13 protein-coding genes are annotated in these 20,942 nt (G+C 76.5%); 7 read left to right on the top strand and 6 right to left on the bottom strand.

Annotation, left to right across the window (positions count from 1 at the left end; genetic code table 11):
- The first annotated feature begins 84 nt into the window (after positions 1–84).
- A complete protein-coding gene (locus KSE_RS34565) occupies positions 85–2,904 on the top strand; it encodes an AfsR/SARP family transcriptional regulator (RefSeq protein WP_014140038.1) in 2,820 nt (939 codons plus the stop codon).
- Positions 2,905–2,980: 76 nt separating this feature from the next.
- On the opposite strand, the gene KSE_RS39075 is transcribed toward KSE_RS34565, so the two are convergent.
- Positions 2,981–3,859: a hypothetical protein gene (locus KSE_RS39075; protein ID WP_014140037.1), complete on the bottom strand. Its 879-nt coding sequence runs from the start codon at positions 3,857–3,859 to the stop codon at positions 2,981–2,983.
- Positions 3,860–4,150: 291 nt separating this feature from the next.
- Between KSE_RS39075 and wecB the strand changes: the two genes are divergently transcribed.
- Entirely contained in the window at positions 4,151–5,491 is a 1,341-nt protein-coding gene (gene wecB / locus KSE_RS34555) for a non-hydrolyzing UDP-N-acetylglucosamine 2-epimerase (protein ID WP_014140036.1), read from the top strand.
- Positions 5,492–5,707: 216 nt separating this feature from the next.
- Here wecB and KSE_RS39070 read toward each other — a convergent pair whose 3' ends face one another.
- The gene (locus tag KSE_RS39070; RefSeq protein WP_014140035.1) at positions 5,708–6,355 is read right to left on the bottom strand and encodes an NUDIX hydrolase; all 648 of its coding nucleotides are present in this window, start codon (positions 6,353–6,355) and stop codon (positions 5,708–5,710) included.
- Positions 6,356–6,704: 349 nt separating this feature from the next.
- Here KSE_RS39070 and KSE_RS34545 point away from each other — a divergent pair, with 349 nt between their 5' ends.
- A complete protein-coding gene (locus KSE_RS34545; RefSeq protein ID WP_014140034.1) occupies positions 6,705–7,949 on the top strand; it encodes a S53 family peptidase in 1,245 nt (414 codons plus the stop codon).
- A 58-nt stretch (positions 7,950–8,007) separates the two neighbouring features.
- On the opposite strand, the gene KSE_RS39065 is transcribed toward KSE_RS34545, so the two are convergent.
- Positions 8,008–8,547 carry an OsmC family protein gene (locus tag KSE_RS39065; protein ID WP_014140033.1) on the bottom strand — a complete coding sequence of 180 codons (540 nt, stop codon included), beginning with the start codon at positions 8,545–8,547 and terminating at the stop codon, positions 8,008–8,010.
- Between the two features lie 87 nt (positions 8,548–8,634).
- Here KSE_RS39065 and KSE_RS34535 point away from each other — a divergent pair, with 87 nt between their 5' ends.
- From KSE_RS34535 to KSE_RS39060, 4 genes are all read left to right on the top strand, one after another.
- Positions 8,635–9,702 carry an ADP-ribosylglycohydrolase family protein gene (locus KSE_RS34535; protein WP_014140032.1) on the top strand — a complete coding sequence of 356 codons (1,068 nt, stop codon included), beginning with the start codon at positions 8,635–8,637 and terminating at the stop codon, positions 9,700–9,702.
- 180 nt (positions 9,703–9,882) lie between these two features.
- Positions 9,883–11,799: an FUSC family protein gene (locus tag KSE_RS34530; protein WP_148283210.1), complete on the top strand. Its 1,917-nt coding sequence runs from the start codon at positions 9,883–9,885 to the stop codon at positions 11,797–11,799.
- Between the two features lie 134 nt (positions 11,800–11,933).
- Positions 11,934–13,046: a patatin-like phospholipase family protein gene (locus KSE_RS34525; protein ID WP_231873264.1), complete on the top strand. Its 1,113-nt coding sequence runs from the start codon at positions 11,934–11,936 to the stop codon at positions 13,044–13,046.
- A complete protein-coding gene (locus KSE_RS39060; protein ID WP_014140029.1) occupies positions 13,012–15,369 on the top strand; it encodes a protein kinase family protein in 2,358 nt (785 codons plus the stop codon). Before KSE_RS34525 ends, KSE_RS39060 begins: the two co-directional genes overlap by 35 nt.
- A gap of 63 nt (positions 15,370–15,432) precedes the next feature.
- On the opposite strand, the gene KSE_RS34515 is transcribed toward KSE_RS39060, so the two are convergent.
- From KSE_RS34515 to KSE_RS34505, 3 genes are all read right to left on the bottom strand, one after another.
- Positions 15,433–16,110: a sigma-70 family RNA polymerase sigma factor gene (locus KSE_RS34515; RefSeq protein ID WP_014140028.1), complete on the bottom strand. Its 678-nt coding sequence runs from the start codon at positions 16,108–16,110 to the stop codon at positions 15,433–15,435.
- 171 nt (positions 16,111–16,281) lie between these two features.
- Entirely contained in the window at positions 16,282–17,532 is a 1,251-nt protein-coding gene (locus KSE_RS46065) for a S8 family serine peptidase (RefSeq protein WP_014140027.1), read from the bottom strand.
- Positions 17,529–20,903 carry a right-handed parallel beta-helix repeat-containing protein gene (locus tag KSE_RS34505; protein WP_014140026.1) on the bottom strand — a complete coding sequence of 1,125 codons (3,375 nt, stop codon included), beginning with the start codon at positions 20,901–20,903 and terminating at the stop codon, positions 17,529–17,531. The genes KSE_RS46065 and KSE_RS34505 overlap by 4 nt, the downstream gene beginning before the upstream one ends.
- Positions 20,904–20,942 lie beyond the last annotated feature (39 nt).

Genomic DNA, 20,942 nt, shown 5'->3' with positions numbered 1-20,942 from the left:
CCGGGGCCGGGGGGCGGGTCGGCCGTGGTGGGGTTGCCCGGGTGCCCCGGGCCCGAACCGCCCGGCGGGGAGCCGGTAGGGTCCGTGGCTGAAGCGGTCGATCTGCGGGGGGGTGTGGTGGAGTTCCGGCTGCTCGGGGCGGTCGCGGTGGTCGCGGCGGGCGGTACCGGCGGCGAGTTGCGGCTCGGGCCGGAGCGGCGGCGGAGCCTGCTGGCGGTGCTGCTGCTGCACCGCGGCCGGGCCGTCCCGCTCGCCCGGCTGGCCGGGGCGCTGTGGGCGGACGGGCCGCCGGCGAACGCCCGGGCCGCCGTGCAGAGCCAGGTGTCGCGGCTGCGCGCCCTGCTGGCCGGGCACGGGGCCGACCGGTACGGCGTCCGGCTGGAGACGGTCGGGGACGGCTACTGCCTGCGGCTGCCCGCGGCGGCGCTCGACCTGGAGCGGTTCCGCACGCTGACGGCCGGGGCGGGCGGGGCAGCCGGGGCGGCCGGGCGGGAGCCCGCGGCGGCGCTGGCCGTACTGGAGGAGGCGCTGGCCCTCTGGCACGGCCCGGCGCTGGCCGGGACCGCCGGCAGTCCACTGCTGGACGCCTGGCGGCAGACCCTGGAGGACAACCGGCTGGACGCCGTCGAACTGCTCGCCGAGCAGCACCTGCGGCTGGGCCGGCCCGAGCGCGCTGCCGAACTGCTGCGGGCCGAGCGCGCGGCGCACCCGCTGCGCGAATCGCTCGCGGCCGGGCTGGTGCTGGCCCTGCACGCCGCCGGGCGGCCCGCCGAGGCCCTGGCGTGCTACCGGCACACCCACGACGCGCTCGCCGCCCGGCTCGGCGTCGACCCGGGCGCCGCGCTGCGGGCCGCCCACGCGTACGTCCGGCACGGCGCCCCGGCCGCACCGGCCGCACCGGCCGCCGCACCGGCCGCCGGGCCGACCGCGGGGCCGACCGCAGGGCCCCTCCCGGTGGAGGACGCCGACCCGCCGGCGGCGCCGCTGCTCGCACCTCCGCCGCCGCGCGGCTTCCACGGCCGGGAGGACGAACTCGCCCGGCTGGACGAGGTGTTGAGCCCGGGTCGGGAGTGGCCGATCGCCCTGGTGACCGGGCCGGCCGGGGTCGGGAAGACCGCGCTCGCGCTGCACTGGGCGCACCGGCAGGGCGAACGCTTCCCGGGCGGGGTGCTGTTCGCCGACCTGGGCAGGTTCGGCGACCGGCCGGACCGCGAACTCGGCGAGGTGCTGGGCGAGTTCCTGATCGCCCTGGGCGTCCCGCCGAGGGAGCTGCCCGCCGAGGCCGCCGCCCGGGCCGCCCGCTACGAGCAACTGACCCGTACCCGGCGGGTGTTGGTGGTGGTCGACGACGCCCGGGAGTCCGCGCGGGTCCGCCCGCTGCTGCCGGCCGGCGCCGGCTCGGCCGTGCTGGTCACCAGCCGGCACCGGCTGCCCGGCCTGATCGCCACCGAACTCGCCCGCCCCGTGCCGCTCGCGGTGCTGGGCCCGGAGCAGTCCGCGGGCCTGCTGGCCCGGGTCCTCGGGCCGGAGCGGATCGCCGCCGATCCCGCAGCCGCCCGCGAACTGGCCGAGCTGTGCGGCGGGTTGCCGCTGGCGCTGCGGATCACCGCCGCCAAGGCCGCCGCCGACCCGCAGCGCGCCCTGGCCGCGCTGGCCGGTCGACTGCGCGACGAGCGGCGCCGGTTGGGCCATCTCGCGGCCGATGAGCTGAGCGTCACCAGCGCCCTGCGACTCTCCCACGAGCAACTGCCGCCCACCGCCGCCCGGTTGTTCCGCGCCCTCGGCCTGCACCCGGGCCCCCTCGTCGACACCCGCTCGGCCGCCGCCCTCGCCGATCTCGAACACCACGCCGCCGCCGAGGCGTTGGAGCAGCTCGCGGCCACCCACCTGGTCGACTGGGCCGGCCCCGAGGAGTACGTCCTGCACGACCTAGTGTGGCTGTACGCCCGCCAACTCGCAGCCGCCGTCGACCCGTCGGAGCGGGCGGCGGCACTCGGCCGGCTCGCCGACCGGTACCTGCGGACCGGGCTGGCCGCCGACGCGGCCGTCGCGCCCGACAGCCCGCCCTGCTGCGAGCCGCCCGCCGCCGGTCGACACCCTTGTCCCGAGCCCGAGTTCACCGGGGCGGTGCAGGCGCTGCGCTGGCTGGGCGCGCACCGCGAGACGCTCGGGCGGGTGATCGCCGCCGCCGCGCCGGAGCGCGCCTGGCAGCTCGTCCTCACCCAGTGGCCGCTGATCGTCCGCCGGACCAGGGACGGCTGGGTGCCGCAGCTGCGGTTCGCCCTGGCGGCGGCGGTGGCGAGCGGGCATCCGGACGGGGAGAGCCAGGTGCGGGCGCTGCTCGGCTGGGTGCTGTTCGCCGAGGAGCGGCTCGCCGAGGCGGCCGACTGCCTCGCCCCCGCGCCCGGGCTCGCCGACCGGGCGGGCAGTCCGGTCGGCCGGGCGGTCGCCCTGGTCAACCTGGCCGCCGTCCAGGCGGCCCGGGGCGAGACCACCGCCGCCGACCGGGGGCTGGCCGAGGCCCTGGAGACCGCGCTGGCCGCCGAGAACCGGCGGACCGTCACCCTCGCCCTGCACCACCGGGCCCACCACCTGCTGGCCACCGGACGCCCCCGGCCGGCTCTCGAACAGGCGCTCCGGGGGCTGGAGTTGGCGGACGAGCGGACCCCCTTCGCGCACCGGGTCCGGCTGCACACCGCCTGCGGCGAGGCCCTGGCCGCGCTCGGCCGCCACCCCGAGGCCCGGAGCCGGCTGCTGCTCGCCCTCGGCGAGGCCGAGCGGCGCGGCGAGGACCGCGACACCGCCGAGGTCCTGCGCTCGCTGGCCCGCGCGGAGGGCGCCGCCGGACGGGTCGGGGCCGCGATCGGCCACTGGCAGCAGGCCGAGCGCCTCAGCCCGCGCTGAGCCGGCCGCACCCGGCACGGCGCCCCGAGGCCGACCGGGCCCCGGGGCGATGCTGCCGACCGCGTTGGCGGACGGGTCAGTTGGTCTTGAAGGTCTTGGTGCCGAGGGCGGCCCAGCCGGACCAGGCGCTGCCGTTGGTGCTGTAGGAGTGCGAGAGCACCCCGTCCGTCCCGACCGCGAACACCTCCTGCGTCCTCGTGACCGGGTTGTACACCGCCACCGGCTTCGACGCGAACGAACCGCCCAACGACGCCCACCCGCTCCACGCCGAACCGTTCGTGCTGTACGCATGCGCCACCGCACCATCCGCCCCCACCGCGAACGCCTCAGCCGTCACCGTGTCCGCGTTGTACAAAGCCCAACCCGACGACGACGGAACCTGCGCGACCGGCGGAGTGGTCGGGTCGTCGACGATCTTGTTGTAGCGGTAGGCCTTGTAGTCGCCGTTGGGGTGCGAGTCGAAGGTCGCGGCGTTGATCGAGACACCGGTGATGTGCTTCACCGGGGTCGAGCCGAAGGAGTAGTAGGAGAAGGTGGTGTGCGCGGCGTCGTCCCACTTCTCGAACAGGATCACGTGGTCGTAGAAGCTGTTCAGGATGTCGCCCGCCTTGAGCTGGCTGCGCGGGATCTCGGTGGCGTAGCCGGGCAGGCCCTGGGTGCTGGGGCTGGCGCCGAGGTGCCAGGCCATCGAGACGTAGCCGGAGCAGTCGGTGCGGTAGGCGCGGCCGGAGGAGTCCGGGTAGGTGGCGCCCTGGTTGTAGGCGATGGTCTTGCCGTACCAGTACTGGGCGCGCTGGATCACCTCGCCGCGGGTGATCTGGCCGTCGACCGAGGACGCGGCCTGCGCGGTGGTCGCGGTGGCGACCGTGACGGCGGTGGTGGCGATCGCGCCGGAGAGGGCGATGGCGGCGGCCAGGGCGGTGCGCAGGACCTTGGAAGTACGGGTGGAAGACATGGCGGATCCCCTTCACAGCGGTGCGGTCGGTCCACGAGAAGGGGTTCCGACTGTCGCCAACCGGACAGTCCGAGAGCGGACATCATTTCATGTACATGCCAGCGAAAGGGGCATCGAGAAGCCGGCGGGGGACGCCCGCCGGCCTGCGGACGGCGCTGGAGCGGACGCCCCGGCGCGGCGCCCTGGAGCCGGGCCGCTCAGCCGGGCGGCGCAGCACGGCGGGTGCCGGGGCGCTGTCCGGCCGAGGATGGTGGGCGACTGGGTCCGTGACGGCAGGCAGGAGGGCGCCCGGTGGTGGAGCAGGCGGACGGGGGCGGGGACGGCGGCGCGGACGGGCGGGCCCCGGTGCTGGTGGCGGTCGGGACCAGGCCCGAGGCGATCAAGATGGTGCCGGTGATCCGGGCGCTGGCGGCGAGCTCCCGGCTGCGGCCGCTGGTGGTGTCGACCGGCCAGCACCGGGAGCTGCTGGCCGAGGTGTTCGACCTGGCGGGGATCCGGCCGGACCTCGACCTGGCGGTGGGGGCGCCCGGGCTGCCGCTGAACCACCTGTTCGCCCGGGTGCTGTCCGGCTTGCAGGACGCCCTCACCGAGCGCTTCGGGCCCGCGGCCGGACCCGCGGGCGCCGGACCGGCCGGTGCCCCGGGGCCGGCCAGCCGGTACCCGGTCTGGGCGCTGGTGCACGGCGACACGAGTTCGGCGGTGGCCGTCGCGCTGGCCGCGTTCCACCTGCGGATGCCGGTCGCGCACGTGGAGGCGGGGCTGCGCACCCACGACACCAGCGCGCCGTTCCCGGAGGAGCTGAACCGGCAGCTGATCGCCCGGATCGCCGCGTTCCACCTGGCGCCGACCTCGCTGAACGAGGAGAACCTGATCCTGGAGGGGGTGCGCCACGAGCAGGTGTTCGTGACCGGCAACACCGCGATCGACGCGCTGCTGTGGGCGTCGTCGGCCGATCTCCCGTCCGGGGTACCCGAGTTGGACGCGCTGATGTCCGCCGCCGACCCCGGCCGGCCGCTCGTGGTGGTGACGGCGCACCGGCGGGAGAACCTGGCCACCGGCGGCCTCGGGCACGTCGCGCAGGCGCTCGCGCAGGTCGCGGCGGAGCGGCCCGAGACGGTGTTCGTGCTGCCGCTGCACCCCAACCCGGCCGTCCGGGCGCAGCTGCGGCCCTCGCTCGGCGGGCTGCCGAACGTCCTGCTGACCGAGCCGCTGTCGTACCCGGTGTTCGCGGCGCTGCTGCGCCGCGCCACGCTGGTGGTGACGGACTCGGGCGGCATCCAGGAGGAGGCGCCCGCGCTCGGCGTGCCGGTGCTGGTCACCCGGGACGCGACCGAGCGCACCGAGGGCGTGGACGCGGGCACCCTGCGGCTGGTCGGCACCGAGACCGGCGCGGTCGCGGCGGCCGTCCGGCACCTACTGGACGACGGTGCGGCGCGGGCCGCGATGGCCGCCGCCGAGAACCCGTACGGCGACGGGCGGGCCGCCGAGCGGATCGTGGCCGCCTTGGAGCACCTGACCTTCCGCGCCCCGAAGCCGGCCCGGTTCGGCAGCGGCTACCAGCGGGCGGCGGTGCTGCGGGCGGCGGGCTTCGGCGAGTCGGCGATCCGCCGGCCGGGCCGGGCCACGGGCTGAGGGGGCGGCGCCGGATGCGGGGGGCGATGGGGTCGGGGGGGCGGTGGGCCGGGGGCCGAACTGACGACATGTCGGCTTCCGGCCCCGTGCCTCCCGCGTTGCGGCCGCGACTCCGGGGCCCGCCCGTGAGCGGTGGAGCGCGAATCGCACGTCGAGCGGACGGGTTCCGCGCGCGGCGTACGGCGGGCGGGGCCCTGGTTGCTGGGTGACGGGCGGTCAGTCGTGCGGGTGGCCGTCGATCAGGACGGCCGTGCGGCGGCTCCGGTGGGCGGACCGGAGTGCGGCGAACCAGGGGCGTTGCCCGGGTTGCAGGTACGGCAGCCACTCGGCGTACTTGCGCCAGGCGCAGCTGTCGTGCTCGGGGCTGAGGCGGACGGGGAGGCCGGGCCGGACGGGTGGCGCGGCGTAGGCGAAGTCGATGACCGGGGGCCAGCCGTCGGCGGCCGAGCGGTAGTCGACGGCGAGCGGGCGCAGCGGGCCGGTGGGGCGGTGGCCGGTCTCCTCGGCGAGTTCGCGCAGCGCGGTGGCGGGCGGGTGCTCGCCGGGGTCGGCGAGTCCGGCGGGGAGCTGCCACCAGGCGGGGTGCCCGGGGTACGGGCGGGCCTGGTGGAGCATCAGGATCCGGTCGTCGGTGTCGATCAGCAGGACGGTGGCGGAGACGACGTGCGGCGGGAGCGCGGCGGCGAAGGCGGCGGGGTCGATGCCCTCGTGGGCGCCGGGGGCCTCGTGGGCGGGTGCGGAGGTCAGGATCGGGGTCCTTCCGGGCGGGGTCTCTGGTCTTCTCGGACGTTCAACTCCGGCGGGGGTGAACAGGTTTCGGTCCGCGGTGGGATGCCATCCGAACGGTGGGGGAAGCGGAGGCAAACCCTCCCCCGGCGAATCGGCGTCGATGGGCCAAGCGTACGGGCCCGCGGGCAAAGGGCTGGTTCGGATCGCTCCTGACGCCTTGTTGGGCATGGGCATGACCTTCTAGTGTCGAACGCCAGTCCTCCGGTTCGCCCCGGCCGGTCTCCGCGGACCCCTCCGCGGACTCCCCCGACGGACCCTGACGGACCACGACGGACCACGACAGATCCCGACGGACCCCGGCCGTTCGGCGGACCCCGACACACCCCGCCGCCGCGCCCCGCCCCGCCGCGCACCCGGACACCATCCGTCCGCGCGGCCCGGCACGCACCGCTTCCGGTCACCCCAGCCAAGGAGGCACCTCCGCATGCGCACTTCCGCCACCGCCCGCCGCACGGCCCTCGCCGCCGCGGGCTCCGCCGCCCTCCTGCTCTCCGCCCTCGCCACCGCCGTCCCGGCCGGCGCGACCGCCGCCCCGCAGGCCGCCGCCAAGGGCGGCACCTCCTGGGTCCGGGCGTGCGCGACCCTCGCCCGCGGCGACAACGCGGCCTGCCACGCGCTGCGCGTGACGAGCACCGTCGAACAGGTCGCGCCGTTCGGCGTCAGCCCGCGCCTCACCCCGTCCGGCTTCGGGCCGGGCGACCTGCTGAGCGCGTACAAGCTGCCCGCGAACGGCGGCGCGGGCACGACGATCGCGATCGTCGACGCGTACAACGACCCGAACGCCGAGGCCGACATGGCCGTCTACCGCTCGCAGTACGGCCTGCCGGCCTGCACGAAGGCCAGCGGCTGCTTCAGGCAGGTCGGCCAGACCGGCGGCAGCACCCTGCCGGCGAACAACACCGGCTGGGCGGGCGAGATCTCGCTCGACCTCGACATGGTGTCGGCGATCGCGCCCAACGCGCACATCATCCTGGTCGAGGCGAGCAGCGCGACCATGGCCAACCTCGGCACCTCGGTGAACACTGCGGTCAGCCTCGGCGCCAAGTTCGTCTCCAACAGCTACGGCGGCAGCGAGTCCTCCGCCGACACCTCGTACGACACCTCGTACTTCAACCACCCGGGCGTCGCCATCACCGTCTCCTCCGGCGACTCGGCGTACGGCGCGCAGTACCCGGCCGCCTCCAGGTACGTCACCTCGGTCGGCGGCACCGCGCTCAAGCGGGACGGCAGCGCCCGCGGCTGGTCGGAGAGCGTCTGGCTGACCAACTCCACCGAGGGCACCGGCTCCGGCTGCTCCAAGTACGACGCCAAGCCCAGCTGGCAGAAGGACACCGGCTGCGCCAAGCGCACCATCGCCGACGTCTCGGCGGTCGCCGACCCGGCCACCGGCGTCGCGGTCTACCAGACCTACGGCGGCAGCGGCTGGGCCGTCTACGGCGGGACCAGCGCCGCCGCCCCGATCATCGCCGGCGTCTACGCCCTCGGCGGCGCCCCGTCCAGCGGCTCCAGCCCGGCGTCCTTCCCGTACGCGCACACCACCGCGCTGTTCGACGTCACCACCGGCTCCAACGGCTCCTGCTCCCCCGCCTACCTGTGCACCGCCGGCACCGGCTACGACGGCCCGACCGGCCTCGGCACGCCCAACGGGACCGCCGCCTTCACCGGCTGACCCCACGTCCACCCACCGGCACGCCCGCCGCGCCGGGCCCGGGACGGCCGCCGCCGTCTCAGGCCCGGCGCAGCACCACCGCGTGCTCGGCCCGCACCATCCGCAGCATCGGGCAGCGCTCGTCGGCCGCCGCGAGCAGCCCCGCCAGCACCTCCTCCGGCACGTCGGCGCGCAGTTCGACGTCGGCCGTCAGGTCGTACGGGACGGCGGGCGCGTCGGTCGGCACGCCGAAGAACCGGGCGTCGTTGTTCCGGGCCCGGACCCGGACCTCCACCCGGTCCAGCGGCACGTCGTCCAGCGCCGCCAGGCAGAGCACGGTGTGCGTCAGGCAGGTGCTGACCACCGCGCACAGCAGCTCCGGCGAGGACGGCCCCAGCCCGTACCCCCCGATGTCCGCGCCGCCGTCCCCGAGCAGCGACCACTCCCCCACCCGGACCTTGCGCACCCCCGTCGCGTCGTCGGCCACGCAGACCGCGCCGACCTCCTCGTCCCAGTCCGCACTGGCCGGCCGCCGCCGCGCGGCGTCCCGCATCGCCGCCCCCTTCTCCTTCAAGTGCTGGGCCAGCCCCGGGCGTTGGATCGCTGTCGTGTTCGTCATGACCGGTAGCGTACGGGGACGCCGGGGGCGCTGGACGACCGGCCGTGATGGGATGGGCCGCCGGAGAGCGGCGGACGGAGGAGCGGGATGGCGGAGAGCGGGAACGCGGCCGGGGACGAGGACGCGGACGCGACCGGGGAGGCGGCCGTGCGGGTGGAGGAGGCGCGGGCGCGCGGGCTGGTGCTGGGGGCCGCGCTCGGGGACGCGGCCGGGGTGCTGCGCGGGCGCTGGCCGGAGCGGGGGACGCTGCGGGTCGGGGTCGCGACGCAGCTCGGGGCGTTCACCATCGAGGGGTTCATCCGGGCGATGGTGCGCTGGAACCACCGGGGGATCTGCCACCCGCCGTCCGTGGTGCGGTTCGCCTACTGGCGGTGGGGCGTGCTCCAGGGCATCGTGCCCGGCCCGGCCAGCGGGCGGCTGGACGGGTGGCTGTACGAGGTGCCGGAGCTGGGCGAGCGGCGCGGTTCGGCCCCGGCCACCGTCGCCATGCTGCTCGCCGGGGCGTCCGACGGGCCCGCCACCCCGAGCCGCGGGGCGCACGCGCTGACCCGCTCCCTGGGACTGGCCGTCGCGCGGGCCCTGGGGCGCGGCGACGGCTACGCCCAGGTGGTGCGCGGCATCGCCGAGCTCACCCACGGCGCGCCGGACGCCCAGGAGGCCGCCCTGCGGGGCACCGAACTGCTCGCGCACTGCCTCACCGGCGCCGACCCGCTGCCGCACCTGCCCGCCGCGCTGGCCGACCTGCCGGTGCCGCCCGAAGCCCTCGGCCTGCTGCTGGCCGGCCCGGCGAACGGCCCCGACCCGACCGCGCTGGCCCGGCTCGCGCCCGACGCGACCGCCGTGTCCGCGCTGCTCGGCGGCCTGTACGTGTTCACCCGCTTCCGGCGGCCGGGCGAGATCGGGTCCGCACTGCGCTTCGCCGCGACCGCCGCCCCCGACGCCCCCTCGGTCGCGGCCACCGCAGGCGCGTTCCTCGGCGCCGCGCACGGCGTCGACGCGCTGCCGGCCGGCAAGCTCGCCCGGCTCGAACTGGCCTGGGCGCTGGACGTGCTGGCCCGCGACCTGCTCCGCGAGGTGAGCGGCCCCTCCCCCGGCGGCGGCGCGTACACCGAGGGCACCGATCCGTACTGGACGCTGCGCTACCCGGGCGGCTGAACGGCGACGGGGGCGGGGCGGCGCCGGGGGACGCGGAGGGCCGGAGGTTACGCGCTCCGTTCAGGGGAAACGTTTTGGTCACGCGGTCTCCCCCGGCCAAGCGAAATCCCGCCTCCAGGCGGCGCAGGACGGCGGCGGCGTCGGGGCGGCGGCGGCGCGGCGTCGCCTTGCATGTGCGGCATGTCAACTCTTCGACACGGGCGTCACCACGCGTTCCGGTCCGACTCGCTGCTGCCCTGGGTGCGGCAGACCTGTGCTCCCCGGCGGCGGCCCGCCGTCTCGTCCGCGGCCTGGCGCTCGCTGTGCGCGGTGAGCGCGCCCGTCGGCCTCGGCCTGCTGGCCGGGCGGCCCGCCGAGGGGGTGATGGTCGCGCTGGGCGCGCTCTCGGCGGTGCTGACCGACGTGGCGGCCGCCTACCGGCACCGGGCGATCACCATGCTGCTGCCCCAACTGCTGGGCGTGGCAGGGGCGTTCGCGACCCTCTCGGCCGAGGGGACGGCGTTCGCCCCGTACCTGCTGCCCGCGCTGGGGGTGCTCGCCGGGACGCTGGCCTGCCTCAGCCTGGAGGGCTCGCTCGGCGCGATGATCCTGCTGATGGACGCCCAGGTCGCGCTCGACCTGCCCCTGCCCGGCCCGCTCTGGCGGCCGCCCGCGCTGCTGCTGCTCGGCGGCCTGTCGGTGGTGGCGCTGGCCCTGGCCGGACGCCCGTTCTTCCGCGGCCGGGCCGAACGCGCCCTGCTCGCCCACTGCCTGGCCGGCTGCGCGGCCGTCCTGGAACCGGACGCGGCGGGAACCGCCGGAACGGCCCGGCGGCGCGAACTGCACGACGCGGTGGAACGGGCCCGGCACACCGGCGCGGTCGGCGGCAGCCCGCTGCTCGCCCGCCACCTGCCCGGACTGCTCGCCCTCGCCGAGACGGCCTCCTCGGCCGGCGCGCGCGCACTCGCCTCCGACCCGGCGCTGCGCGAACGGCTGCGCGCCGAGGCGGGACGGATCGCGGCGGGACGGCACGCGGCGGGGCGGCGCGCCTCGAACGCGGCGACGGCGGACGGGGCGACAGCGGACGCGGCGTGGCCGGGGGCGGGCGGGCCGCTGGACGAACGGCTGGCGCGGGCCGCGCGGGCGGCGGTGCGGGGCGGGGACGGGCTGACCGCATCACCCGCACCGGCCGTGCCGGTCGCGCCGGGCGACTGGCGGGACGGGCGGCGGCGGGCGGTGGCCCGGGCGGTGCTGGCGGACCCGCGGTCCTGGCTGTGCGGCCTGCGGGTCGGCCTGGCGCTGCTGCTGGCGGGCGCGGCGGCCGCGTACTTCGACCTGCCGCACCCGTACTGGGCGGTGCTGAACGTGACCTTCGTCTGCCGGCCGGACATCGGGCCGGTCGCCGGCCGCGCGCTGGAACGATTCTGCGGCACCGCGCTCGGCCTGCTCGGCAGCGGACTGGTGCTGACCCTGGCCGGGCCCGACTCGGCGCTGCTCGCCGTCCTCGCGCTGGCGGCCGGACTCGTCCCGGCACTCTCCGGCACCGGCTACCTGTACCAGGCGGCGGCGCTGGCCACCGTCGTCATGATGGCCACCCAGCTCGCCGGCGACCCCGGCCTGCCGCTGCTGCTGCCCAACCTGGCCTGCTGCGCGATCGGCTGCCTGGCCTCCGTGCTGGCCTGCGAACTGCTCAACCCGGGCCAGCGCCAGCACGCGGTGGCCCGCCGGCTGGCCGTCGCCGTCGAACAGACCACCCTCGCCCTGACCCCGCACCGCCCCCGTACCGTCCTCGCCCCGCACCTCCAACTCGCCAAGGCCCGCGCCGAGTTCGAGCGCGCCCGGCGCGAACCGCCATGGCGGCAGGGCTCCACCGCCCGCTGGGCCGCGCTGATCGACGAGGTCGAGCGGACCGTCGAGGCCGCCCTCGCCCCCGCGCCCGACCCCGCCGAGCACCAGCACTTCGACACCACCCGCCACCACCTGCACCGCCTCGCCGACCGCCTGCACCGCCTCGACCGGCCGCACCCGCCCGCCGACCGGGCCCGCGCGAGCGGGCCACGGCTCACCGGAGCGGGGGCGAAAGCGGGAGTCAGGGCCGGGGCCGGAACCGTCGGGTGATTCCGGGACGATCATTCGGAGGCGGAATTCCCGGCTCTCACATGTGAAATGACAACCGGAATTCCGCATCCCGCTCCGGTCGGCCGGGAGAAAACCCTGTCGACCGCGAGCCCGGCATGGCACAGTACGTCACTGTGGCCGATGCGTTCGTACCTGCACGAGGATACTGGGAACCCGATCACCCCGTACTCGACGTCCTGCGGTCGAGACGCGACTCGGGCAGCCTCCCCGGCGCCCGCACCGACGGCGCGCGGGTCGCGCTGGCCGTGGAGGGCGGGGGCATGCGCGGGGTGGTGTCGGCCGCGATGCTGTGCCAGCTGGAGGACCACGGGTTCAAGGACGCGTTCGACGTGGTCTACGGCTGTTCGGCGGGCGGCATAAACGGCGCCTACTTCCTGGCGGGAAACACCTGGTATTCGCTTTCGATCTACTACGACGACCTGACGACGCGCCGTTTCGTCGACTTCTCCAGGGCGTTGCGGCAGAAGCCGATCCTCAATCTCGACTACTCCTTCGACTACGTCATGGAGCGGGTCAAGCCGCTGGATTACGCGGCGGTGATCAGTGCCGCGACCCGGCTGGCCGTGCCGATCACCGATGTCGACGGGCTGCGGACGGTCGTGCTGCGGGACTTCGCCTCCAAGGCGGAGCTCAAGGCGGCGCTGCGCGCCTCCGCCTGGCTGCCGATCGCGGTCCCCGGCACCGCGCGCACCCCGCAGGGCGGGCGGGCCGTGGACGGCGGGGTGCTCACGGCGCTCCCGTTCCGGCTCGCGCTCGACGACGGCTGCACCCACGTCCTCTCGCTGAGCACCCGCCCGATGCGCGAACGGGCCGGCGGGAGCACGTCCCTGATGCACCGCTACACGTACCTGTACCTGGAGCGGCTGCGTCCCGGTCTGGGGCGCGGCTACCTGGCGGCGATCCGGCAGAAGTACCGCGACCAGGAGTGGCTGCGCGCTCAGCGGCACCCGTCCGGCGGGGCCGGGCCGTACGTGCTGGACCTCGCTCCGCTGCCCTGGATGCCGGAGCTGAAGCGGCACGAGATGGACCGGCACGTGCTGCTCGAACACGCCCGTACGGCCTACGAGACGGCTTTCTGCGCGTTGGAGGACCGCCCGGTCTCCCTGCTCGCCCAGGGCCGCATCCACGCCATCCCCCGGCTGACTGTGGTGGAGACCGCGAATGGCGCCCCAAGGAGCAACGCTCGATCCGGTGCTCACGGCCCTGCGCGGCCTGACCGGCCATAGCCGGGAGGACACGGCCGCCCTGCGGTCGGTCCTGGGCCTGCTGGCCTCCGGGCCGGAGACCGCCAGGCGGTCGGCGGGCCGGCGGGCCGCCTGGCGGCGGATCCTGCAGGACGTGCCGGTGGACGAGCGTTCCTTCGACACCCGGTTCGGGCTCGGCTCGCGGACGGCCCTGATCGCCCGGCTGACGGACTGGTGCACCTCCTACCGGGGTCAGGACGAGGCGCTCCGGGCGGCCTGCGCCGACGTCTTCGGGTTCACCGGGCTCTTCCTGCTCACCCTCGTCGGCCTCGCCGAGTCCGAGGCGCAGCGCTCCCGCGTCCTGACGACGGGTTCGGCCGGCGCCGCCCACGGTGCGGACGGGGCCGCCCTCACCCACGACTGCGCGGCGGTCTGCGCGGTGCTCGTCGCGGACCGGGAGGTCAGCCGGGTGGTGTCGGCCGTCTACGCTCCGGAGCCCGCCGGGCCGCGCTCCGCGCCGGAGGACGCGCGGGAGAACGCGCAGGCGGTCCGGGAGTGGCGGGCGATGTCCCCGGAGCTGCGCTTCCACCGGCACGGGAGCACGTCCGTGATCCTGCGCGGGAGCACCGCCGGGGCGGTGCACGGTGTCAGCCCGAGCTTCGCGCTGAAGCTGATCCTCTACCCGTTCACCGGGATCGAGACCCTGGCCAAGGCGACCCGGGAGTACGCGCGGACCTACGGGTCGGCCGCCCGGGACCTGCGGCACCTGGTGCGGGTGTGGGCCAGCCACGACACCTGGATCATGATGGAGTTCATCGAGGGCCGGACCCTCGCCGAGACCGTCCGGGCCGAGGCGGCCGGTCGTCCCGCGGGCGAGCTGCGGCTGAGCCTCGACCGGCTCCGCGAGCAGGGCGTGCGGCTGTTCGACGCGCTGGCGGAGCTCCAGCAGGTCGCCGCGGACGATCCGTCGCGCGGCGGGCCGGGCGGTGTCCACGCGGACCTGTCGCCGTCCAACATCATCGTCTCGGCCGCCGACGGCGCCTTCCGGCTGGTCGATCTCGGCCGCAACTACCTGTACACGCACACCATCACCGGCGGCACCGGGGCGGCGCCCTCCTACATCGCGCCCGAGGTGCGGGCCGGGGACGGCGAGATACCCCGGGCCGACCTGTACTCGCTGGGCCGGCTGCTGACGCTCTTCGGCACCGGGGTGGAGAGCGGCGAGTGGGTGGTGCCGGACGTCTTCCACATGCGCGCCCCGCAACTGGCCCGGTTCCTGGAGGACCTGGTCGACGCCGTCCCGGAGCGGCGCCTGCTGATCTTCTCCGATCCGGGGCGGCGGGACTTCTCCTACCTCCGGCTGAAGGCGGCCTTCCTCGCCGAGCTCGAACTGGTACGGGCCGCCGAGCGGGACAGCGGCGAGCTGCGGGTCGAGTCCGGCTGGCGGGCGCTGCGCGAGCTGGCCCGGCCGCTGGCGGGCGACCCCGGCCGGGAGTGGCGCCTGTGGCGCCACCGCAGGCGGCGCGGCACCGCCGCGACGGACGGCAGCCGGCAGCCGCTGGCCACCTGGCTGCTCGGCTGGTCGCTGCTGTCGGCCCTGGTGTGGGCGCTGACCAACTTCACCGTCCTGACCTGGCTGTCCCGCGACCTGAACCTGTCCTGGGACAACCGCCTGATCGAGCTGGCCCAGCACCTCGGCGGCACCCCCGACGGCCTGCCGATCGTCGACTCCTGGCGGCACGCGGACTACGCGGTCCCGGACTGGCGGGCCAACCTCCCGGCCCGCATGGTCGGGTTGTCCTACGCGATAGCCGCCCCGAAGTACTACCAGATGCTGTTCTCGGGCCTGACGCCGCTCGCCGTCGGCCGCGGGTCCGGCTCGCTGAGCCGGCTCGCCCTGGTCACCGAGGCCGCCATGCGGATCATGGCGGTGGTCCCCTGCGGCCTGGTCCTCGCCATCACGCTGGTCGAGCCGCGCTGGTGGCCGATCAACTCGGCGATCGGCCAGATCCTCACCTGGCTCGCCAACGTCATCACCCTGGCGTACGTCCGGGCCGTCATCGCGCGCTCCCGGCGGCTCGGGCTGACGACGGTGCCCGAGGACGACAGCAAGATCACCGGCCTGGCGGCGTTCACCCAGTGGTCGCCGACCTCGATGTTCTACGCGGTCGCCGTCCTCACCATCGGCCTGCTGCTCTACCTGGGCTTCCTGCACGACGTGTACGTGTACGCCCTGGCGGTCACCTCCACCAACCTCGTCCTCTTCTACGTCATCAAGTGCGGCCTCGGCGGCCCGCTGGTCCGGGTCGCCATCGTGCGGGCCTGCCTCACCGCCGAACGGATCGGCCGCCTCGGCGGCCGGTGAGCCCCGACGGGCGGTGAGCCCCGACGGGCCGGGGCCGTGGCGGCGGCCCCGGGTGCCGGCCGTCTAGCGCTCGGCCCCGGCCGTGCCGCGGGCCTCCAGGATCGGGCGCAGGGCCCGGGTCGCGTAGAAGCTGCGGGACTTGACGGTGCCGGCCGGGACGCCCAGGACGGCGGCGGCCTCCGCGACCGAGCGTCCGCGCATGTGCAGTTCGACCAGCACGTCCCGGTGGTGCGGCGGCAGTTCGGCCAGGGCCACCGCCATGTCGCAGGCGTCGAGGAGCGCGTCGTACGGGTCGTGCGCCCCGGCGTGCTCCTCCGGTGCCTCGTCGAAGACCTCCCGGGCCCGGGCCGTCTGCATCCGGTAGTGGTCGATGGCGATCCGCCGCGCCACCGTGAACAGCCACGGCCGGCTGTGCTCCGGGCCGCGCCGGATCGCCGCCGGGTTCTGCCAGGCCCGCAGCAGGGTCTCCTGGACGATGTCCTCGGCCTTGCCGCGGTCGCCGCTGGTCGCCCGGAGCATCGCCCGCAGCAGGTAGCCGCCGTGCAGGCGGTACAGCTCCGCCAGGGTCGCCTGGTCCAGGGTGGCCCGCTCGGCGGCGGGCGGCGCGGGCTCGGTCGGGGGGTGTCCGGTCGGTTCGGCCTCCGTTGTCGTCGGTGCGGTCGGTGCCGCCGGTGCCGCCGGTGTCGTCGGTCCGGCGGGTGGATGGGTGTGCTGGGATCGTGCGGCAGCGTCGATGGCCACGGCGGTTGAGTCCTTCACAACAATCGTCGGCTTTGGGCAAGCCGCCCCCGCTTGGCCCGCCACCACTTCCCGAGCATGATGCCGGGCGCCGCCAACGCCGCACGAACGTTCCGCCAACGCCCTGGCGGCGTCCGGCTGTCGGCCCGCTGTCGGCCCGTTGTCAGCCCGTTGTCAGCCGGTCGCGCGGCGGCGCCGGGCGGCCCGGCGGGCGGCGGCGGTGAGGGCGATCGCGGCGGTCAGGACGGCGCTGGCCCCGGCGACGGCGCCGGCCCGGGCGGTGGCGGTCCGGTCGGGGGCGGGCGGGACGGTGACCGGGGCGGGGAGCGGCGGGGGTCCGGCGGGCGGGGGGCCGGCGGCCGTCGCGGCGACCGGGTCGACGGTGCCCCAGCCGAGGTTCGGGTCCGGCAGGGTGGTGCCGGGGCGGTAGGCGGTGGACTCCAGCCGGGCGGTGAGCTGTCCGGCCGTCAGGCCGGGTTCGCGGGCGAGCAGCAGGGCCGCGGTGCCGCCGACGATCGCGGCCGCGCCGCTGGGCCCGGAGGAGCCGGCCTGGCCGCCGCCGGGGCCGGTGGCCAGCAGCCCCTCGCCGGGGGCGGCCAGGTCGACCCGGGCGGGGGTCGGGCCGCTCGCGCTGCCGGTCGCGGTGGGGGCGCCGCCGGGGCCGACCGCGGCCACCGCGAGGACGCCGGGGTAGCCGGCCGGGTAGACCGGGTCCCGGCCCGGCTGCCCGTCGGGGCCGGCCGGGGCGACCAGCAGGACGCCGCGGGCGGCGGCGTAGCCGACGGCGTCGGTGAGCGCCTGGCTCGGCACGGGGACGGGCACCCCGACGACGGCGATCCGGGCGCCGCCGTCCACCGCGGCCCGGATGCCCTGGGCGAGCAGGTCGGGGGTGGTGGTCCCGGCGTCGTCGGTGACGGCGACGGCCAGCACGGTCGCCTCCGGCGCGATCCCGACCGGCCCGGCGGCGGGCCCGGCAGCGGGCCCGGCGGCGGCACCGGCCGGGCCCGGGCGGGCGGCGACCAGGGCGGCGAGGAAGGTGCCGTGGCCCACGCAGTCCCGTCCGGAGCCGCCCTGCCCGTACAGCCGGGGCCCGAGCCGGAGCCGTCCGGCCAGCGCGCCGCCCTCGCCGCCCGCCGCCGCGTCCACGCCGGAGCCGAGCACGGCGACCGTCACCCCGGCGCCGCGCCCGCGGGTCCAGGCTTCCTCGGGGCGCAGGTAGACGCGTTCCCAGGGCGTCCGGTCGGCGGTCTTGGCGGACGGCTTCCAGCAGCCGCTCTGTTGGACGTCGGAGCGCTGCTGGGTGACGGCGGGCAGGTCGGACGCGGCCGGTGACGCGCCGTCGGCCGCCGCGGGGGCGGCCGTGGCGAGCACGCCCAGCAGGGGCAGCGCGCCCAGCAGGGAGACGGTGGCGGCGGTCCGGTTCACCCGGCGCTCCCGGGGGCCGGTGCCGCGATGTCCTCCGGGAGCAGCAGGCTGAGTTCGGAGAGGTCGGCGACGTCCAGGCGGCCGAGGCGGCGGGCCTGCCGGGTGACCATCGTCTCCAGGGTCTGGCGGGCGAAGCGGCCGTTGCCGAAGGCGCGGTCGCGCGGGACGGCGGCGAAGTGCCGGGCGAGGGCGGTGAGGGTCTGCGGGGCGCAGGTGTAGCCGGCGGTCTCGGCGTGCCGGCCGACGATGGTGACGAGTTCGTCGTCGGTGTAGTGGCCGAACTCGATCTGCCGGGTGAAGCGGGAGGCCAGGCCGGGGTTGGAGGCGAGGAAGTGCCGCATCTCGTCCTCGTAGCCGGCGGCGATCACCACCACCTCGTCGCGGTGGTCCTCCATCAGCTTCATCAGGGTGTCGACGGCCTCCTGGCCGAAGTCGGCGCCGCTGCCGTGCCGGGGCGTCAGGGTGTACGCCTCGTCGATGAAGAGGACGCCGCCGCGGGCCCGGTCGAAGGCTTCCCTGGTGAGCTGGGCGGTGTGGCCGATGTAGCGGCCGACCAGGTCGGCGCGGGCGGTCTCGACGAGTTGGCCGCCGGGGAGGACGCCGAGTTCGGCGAGCAGCCGGCCGTAGAGCCGGGCGACGGTGGTCTTGCCGGTGCCGGGCGGGCCGGCGAAGACCAGGTGGTGGCTGATCCGGGCGGTGGGCAGGCCGGCCTCCTCGCGGCGGCGGGTCTGCCGGAGCAGGTCGACCAGGTCCTCGACCTGTTCCTTGGCGGCGGGCAGGCCGACCATGGCGCGGAGTTCGGCGAGGAGTTCGGTGCCGTCGCCGCGGCCGGCCGGCCGGGTGGCGGCGGGGGCGACGTCCTCGGCGAGGAGTTGGGCGAGGTCCCGGTCGGAGATCTCGGCTCCGGTGGCGAGCCGGGTGGCCTGCCGGTCGACCATCTCCTCGAAGACCTTGCGGGCGGCCCGGCCGTTGCCGAAGTCCTCGCCCCTGGGCAGTCGTTCGAACAGGGCGCGGAGCGCTTCGCCGGTGCCGTCGGCGAGTTCGTAGCCGTGGCCGGCGGCGGTGCGGCCGACGATGGTGACGAGTTCGTCGACCGAGTAGTTGGCGAACTCGACGGTGCGGCTGAACCGGGAGGCCAGGCCGGGGTTGACGGCGAGGAAGTCGGTCATCTCGGCGGAGTAGCCGGCCACGATGACCACGACGTCCTCGCGGTGGTCCTCCATCAGCTTGACCAGGGTGTCGACCGCCTCCCGGCCGAAGTCGGGGCCGCTGCCGCCCCCGCCGGTGGAGAGGGTGTACGCCTCGTCGACGAAGAGCACGCCGCCGAGCGCGGAGCGGAACACCTCGGTGGTCTTCAGCGCGGTGCCGCCGATGACCGAGGCGACCAGGTCGGCCCGGGTGACCTCGACCAGGTGGCCCTCGCGCAGCACCCCGAGCTCGGCCAGGATGCTGCCGTAGAGGCGGGCGACGGTGGTCTTGCCGGTGCCGGGCGGGCCCGCGAAGACCAGGTGGCGGCTCATCGGCAGGGCGGGCATGCCGGCGAGTTCGCGGCGCCGGGCCAGCTTGTTGAGGTTGACCAGGGTGGCGACCTGCTCCTTGACGCCGGCCAGGCCGACCAGCGACTCCAGCACCTCCAGCGGCCCGGCCGGGGCGGCGGACGGCCCGGGCGGCGCGCTCCCGCCCGTCCCGCCGGTCTCCCCCGTGGCGGGAGCGGTGGCGAGGGAGGGGGCGGGGGCCTCGGCGGCGGGGGCGGACGGGCCGGCGGGGGCGGTGCCGTGCGCGTCAGGTCGGCCGTTCTCCTCGCTGGTCAGCTCCTCGACCGCGAGCCGTTCGCTGGGCACCGTCTGGCGCAGGCCGGAGCCCCGGTTGCGGGCGAGCGTGCAGTCGGTGAGCCGGACCGGGCCGTCGGAGTCGGTGCGGACGCCGTCGCCGGCGTTCTCCTCGGCCGCGAGCCGGACCAGGACGGCCCGCGCCCCGGCGCCCAGCCGCACGCCGTGCCGGCGGTTGCCGGTGCAGCGCAGCCGGGTGGCGTCCAGTTCGGCGCCGTCCTCGGCGGTGACGCCGTCCTCGGCCGAGCCGGAGACCTCGCAGTCGCGCAGCGTCGCGGTGCCGACCCGGCCGACCAGCACGCCGGAGCCGCCGGAGCCGCGCACCGAGGTCTCGCCGATCCGGGTGTCGGCGCCGTCGGCGATCCGGATCCCGGCCCGGCCCGCGTCCAGCACCTCGCCCTTCTCCAGCTGCCCGCGCCCGTCCCGCAGCGCGGCCAGCCCGTCCGCGCCGGCCCGGTGGACGGCGGTGCGGCGCAGCCTCGGGTTGGCGCCGTCGGTGATCAGCACGCCGGTGCCGGTGACGTCGCGGACCTCCAGCCGGTCGACGTCGGCGGCGCTGCCGCCGGTCAGCTCCACCCCGTCCGCGCCGCACTCGCGCACCACGGTGCGGTGCAGCACCGGGCCGGACGAGTCGCCGACCCAGATGCCGGTGCCCTGCGCGCCCGCGACCTCGCAGTCCTCGAAGGTGCCCCGGGAGCGGGCGGTGACGTGGATGCCGTGGCCGCCGGTGCGCAGCGCCCGGCAGCCGCGCAGCCGGGGGTCGGTGCCGGCGGCCAGCGCGAAGCCGTGGCCGGAGGTGGCGGTGACGGTGCAGTCCTCCAGCACGACCTGCTCGGTGGAGCTGATGTACACGCCGATGGTGGCGTCCCGGACGGTGGTGCGCAGCAGGCGGGTGGTGCTGTGCTCCTCCAGGGCGACGCCGGGCTTCTCGGTGACCGAGATGTCGCAGCCCTCGAAGGTGCCGCGGGCCCGGCCGTTGGCGCACACGCCGTTGCCCCGGGCGTCGCGCAGCACGCAGTTGCGGACCAGCGGGTCGGCGTGGTCGCCGATCACCACGGCCGAGCTGCCGAGGTGCTCGATCACGCAGTCCTCGATCACGCTGCCGCCGGTCGAGGTCTCCACCACGCCCGCGCCCGCCGGGTTGGTGACCCGGCAGCCGCGCATCGCCAGCGAGCCCTCGCCCCGGGTGAGCAGCGCCGTCCAGGAGCTGCCGACGACCTCGCAGTCCTGCATCGCGGCCTGCCCGCGCGGCACGTCGACGGCGGGCAGTTCCTCGTCCTGGCCCTGCACGACCAGGCCGGTCAGCTGCACCGCCTCCGCCGTCACCTGCACCACGCAGCCGCGCCGGGCGGTGATCCGGACGCTGCCGCGGGCCTCGGCGGCGGTGATGGTGACCAGTTTGCCGATCACCAGGTTCTCCTCGTACCGGCCCGGGCGCACCGAGATCACCGCCCCGCTGCGGGCCGCGGCCAGCGCCTCGCCGATGGTGCGGTACCGGCCGTCCCGCTGCTCCGGACAGACCGTCAGCACGTGGCGCGACATGGGCTTGGGCTTCCTCTCGCCGGTGGGGCGGTGGCGTCT

Origin of the sequence: Kitasatospora setae KM-6054 (assembly GCF_000269985.1) — a bacterium.
Lineage (GTDB): Bacteria > Actinomycetota > Actinomycetes > Streptomycetales > Streptomycetaceae > Kitasatospora > Kitasatospora setae.
This window is presented reverse-complemented; position numbering and strand designations above follow the sequence as displayed.

Coding starts and splice junctions, on each gene's coding strand:
- KSE_RS39065 (WP_014140033.1), bottom strand. CDS start 8,547: ATGACGAACACGACAGCGATCCAACGCCCGGGGCTGGCCCAGCACTTG.
- KSE_RS34545 (WP_014140034.1), top strand. CDS start 6,705: ATGCGCACTTCCGCCACCGCCCGCCGCACGGCCCTCGCCGCCGCGGGC.
- KSE_RS34530 (WP_148283210.1), top strand. CDS start 9,883: ATGTCAACTCTTCGACACGGGCGTCACCACGCGTTCCGGTCCGACTCG.
- KSE_RS39075 (WP_014140037.1), bottom strand. CDS start 3,859: ATGTCTTCCACCCGTACTTCCAAGGTCCTGCGCACCGCCCTGGCCGCC.
- KSE_RS34505 (WP_014140026.1), bottom strand. CDS start 20,903: ATGTCGCGCCACGTGCTGACGGTCTGTCCGGAGCAGCGGGACGGCCGG.
- KSE_RS34535 (WP_014140032.1), top strand. CDS start 8,635: ATGGCGGAGAGCGGGAACGCGGCCGGGGACGAGGACGCGGACGCGACC.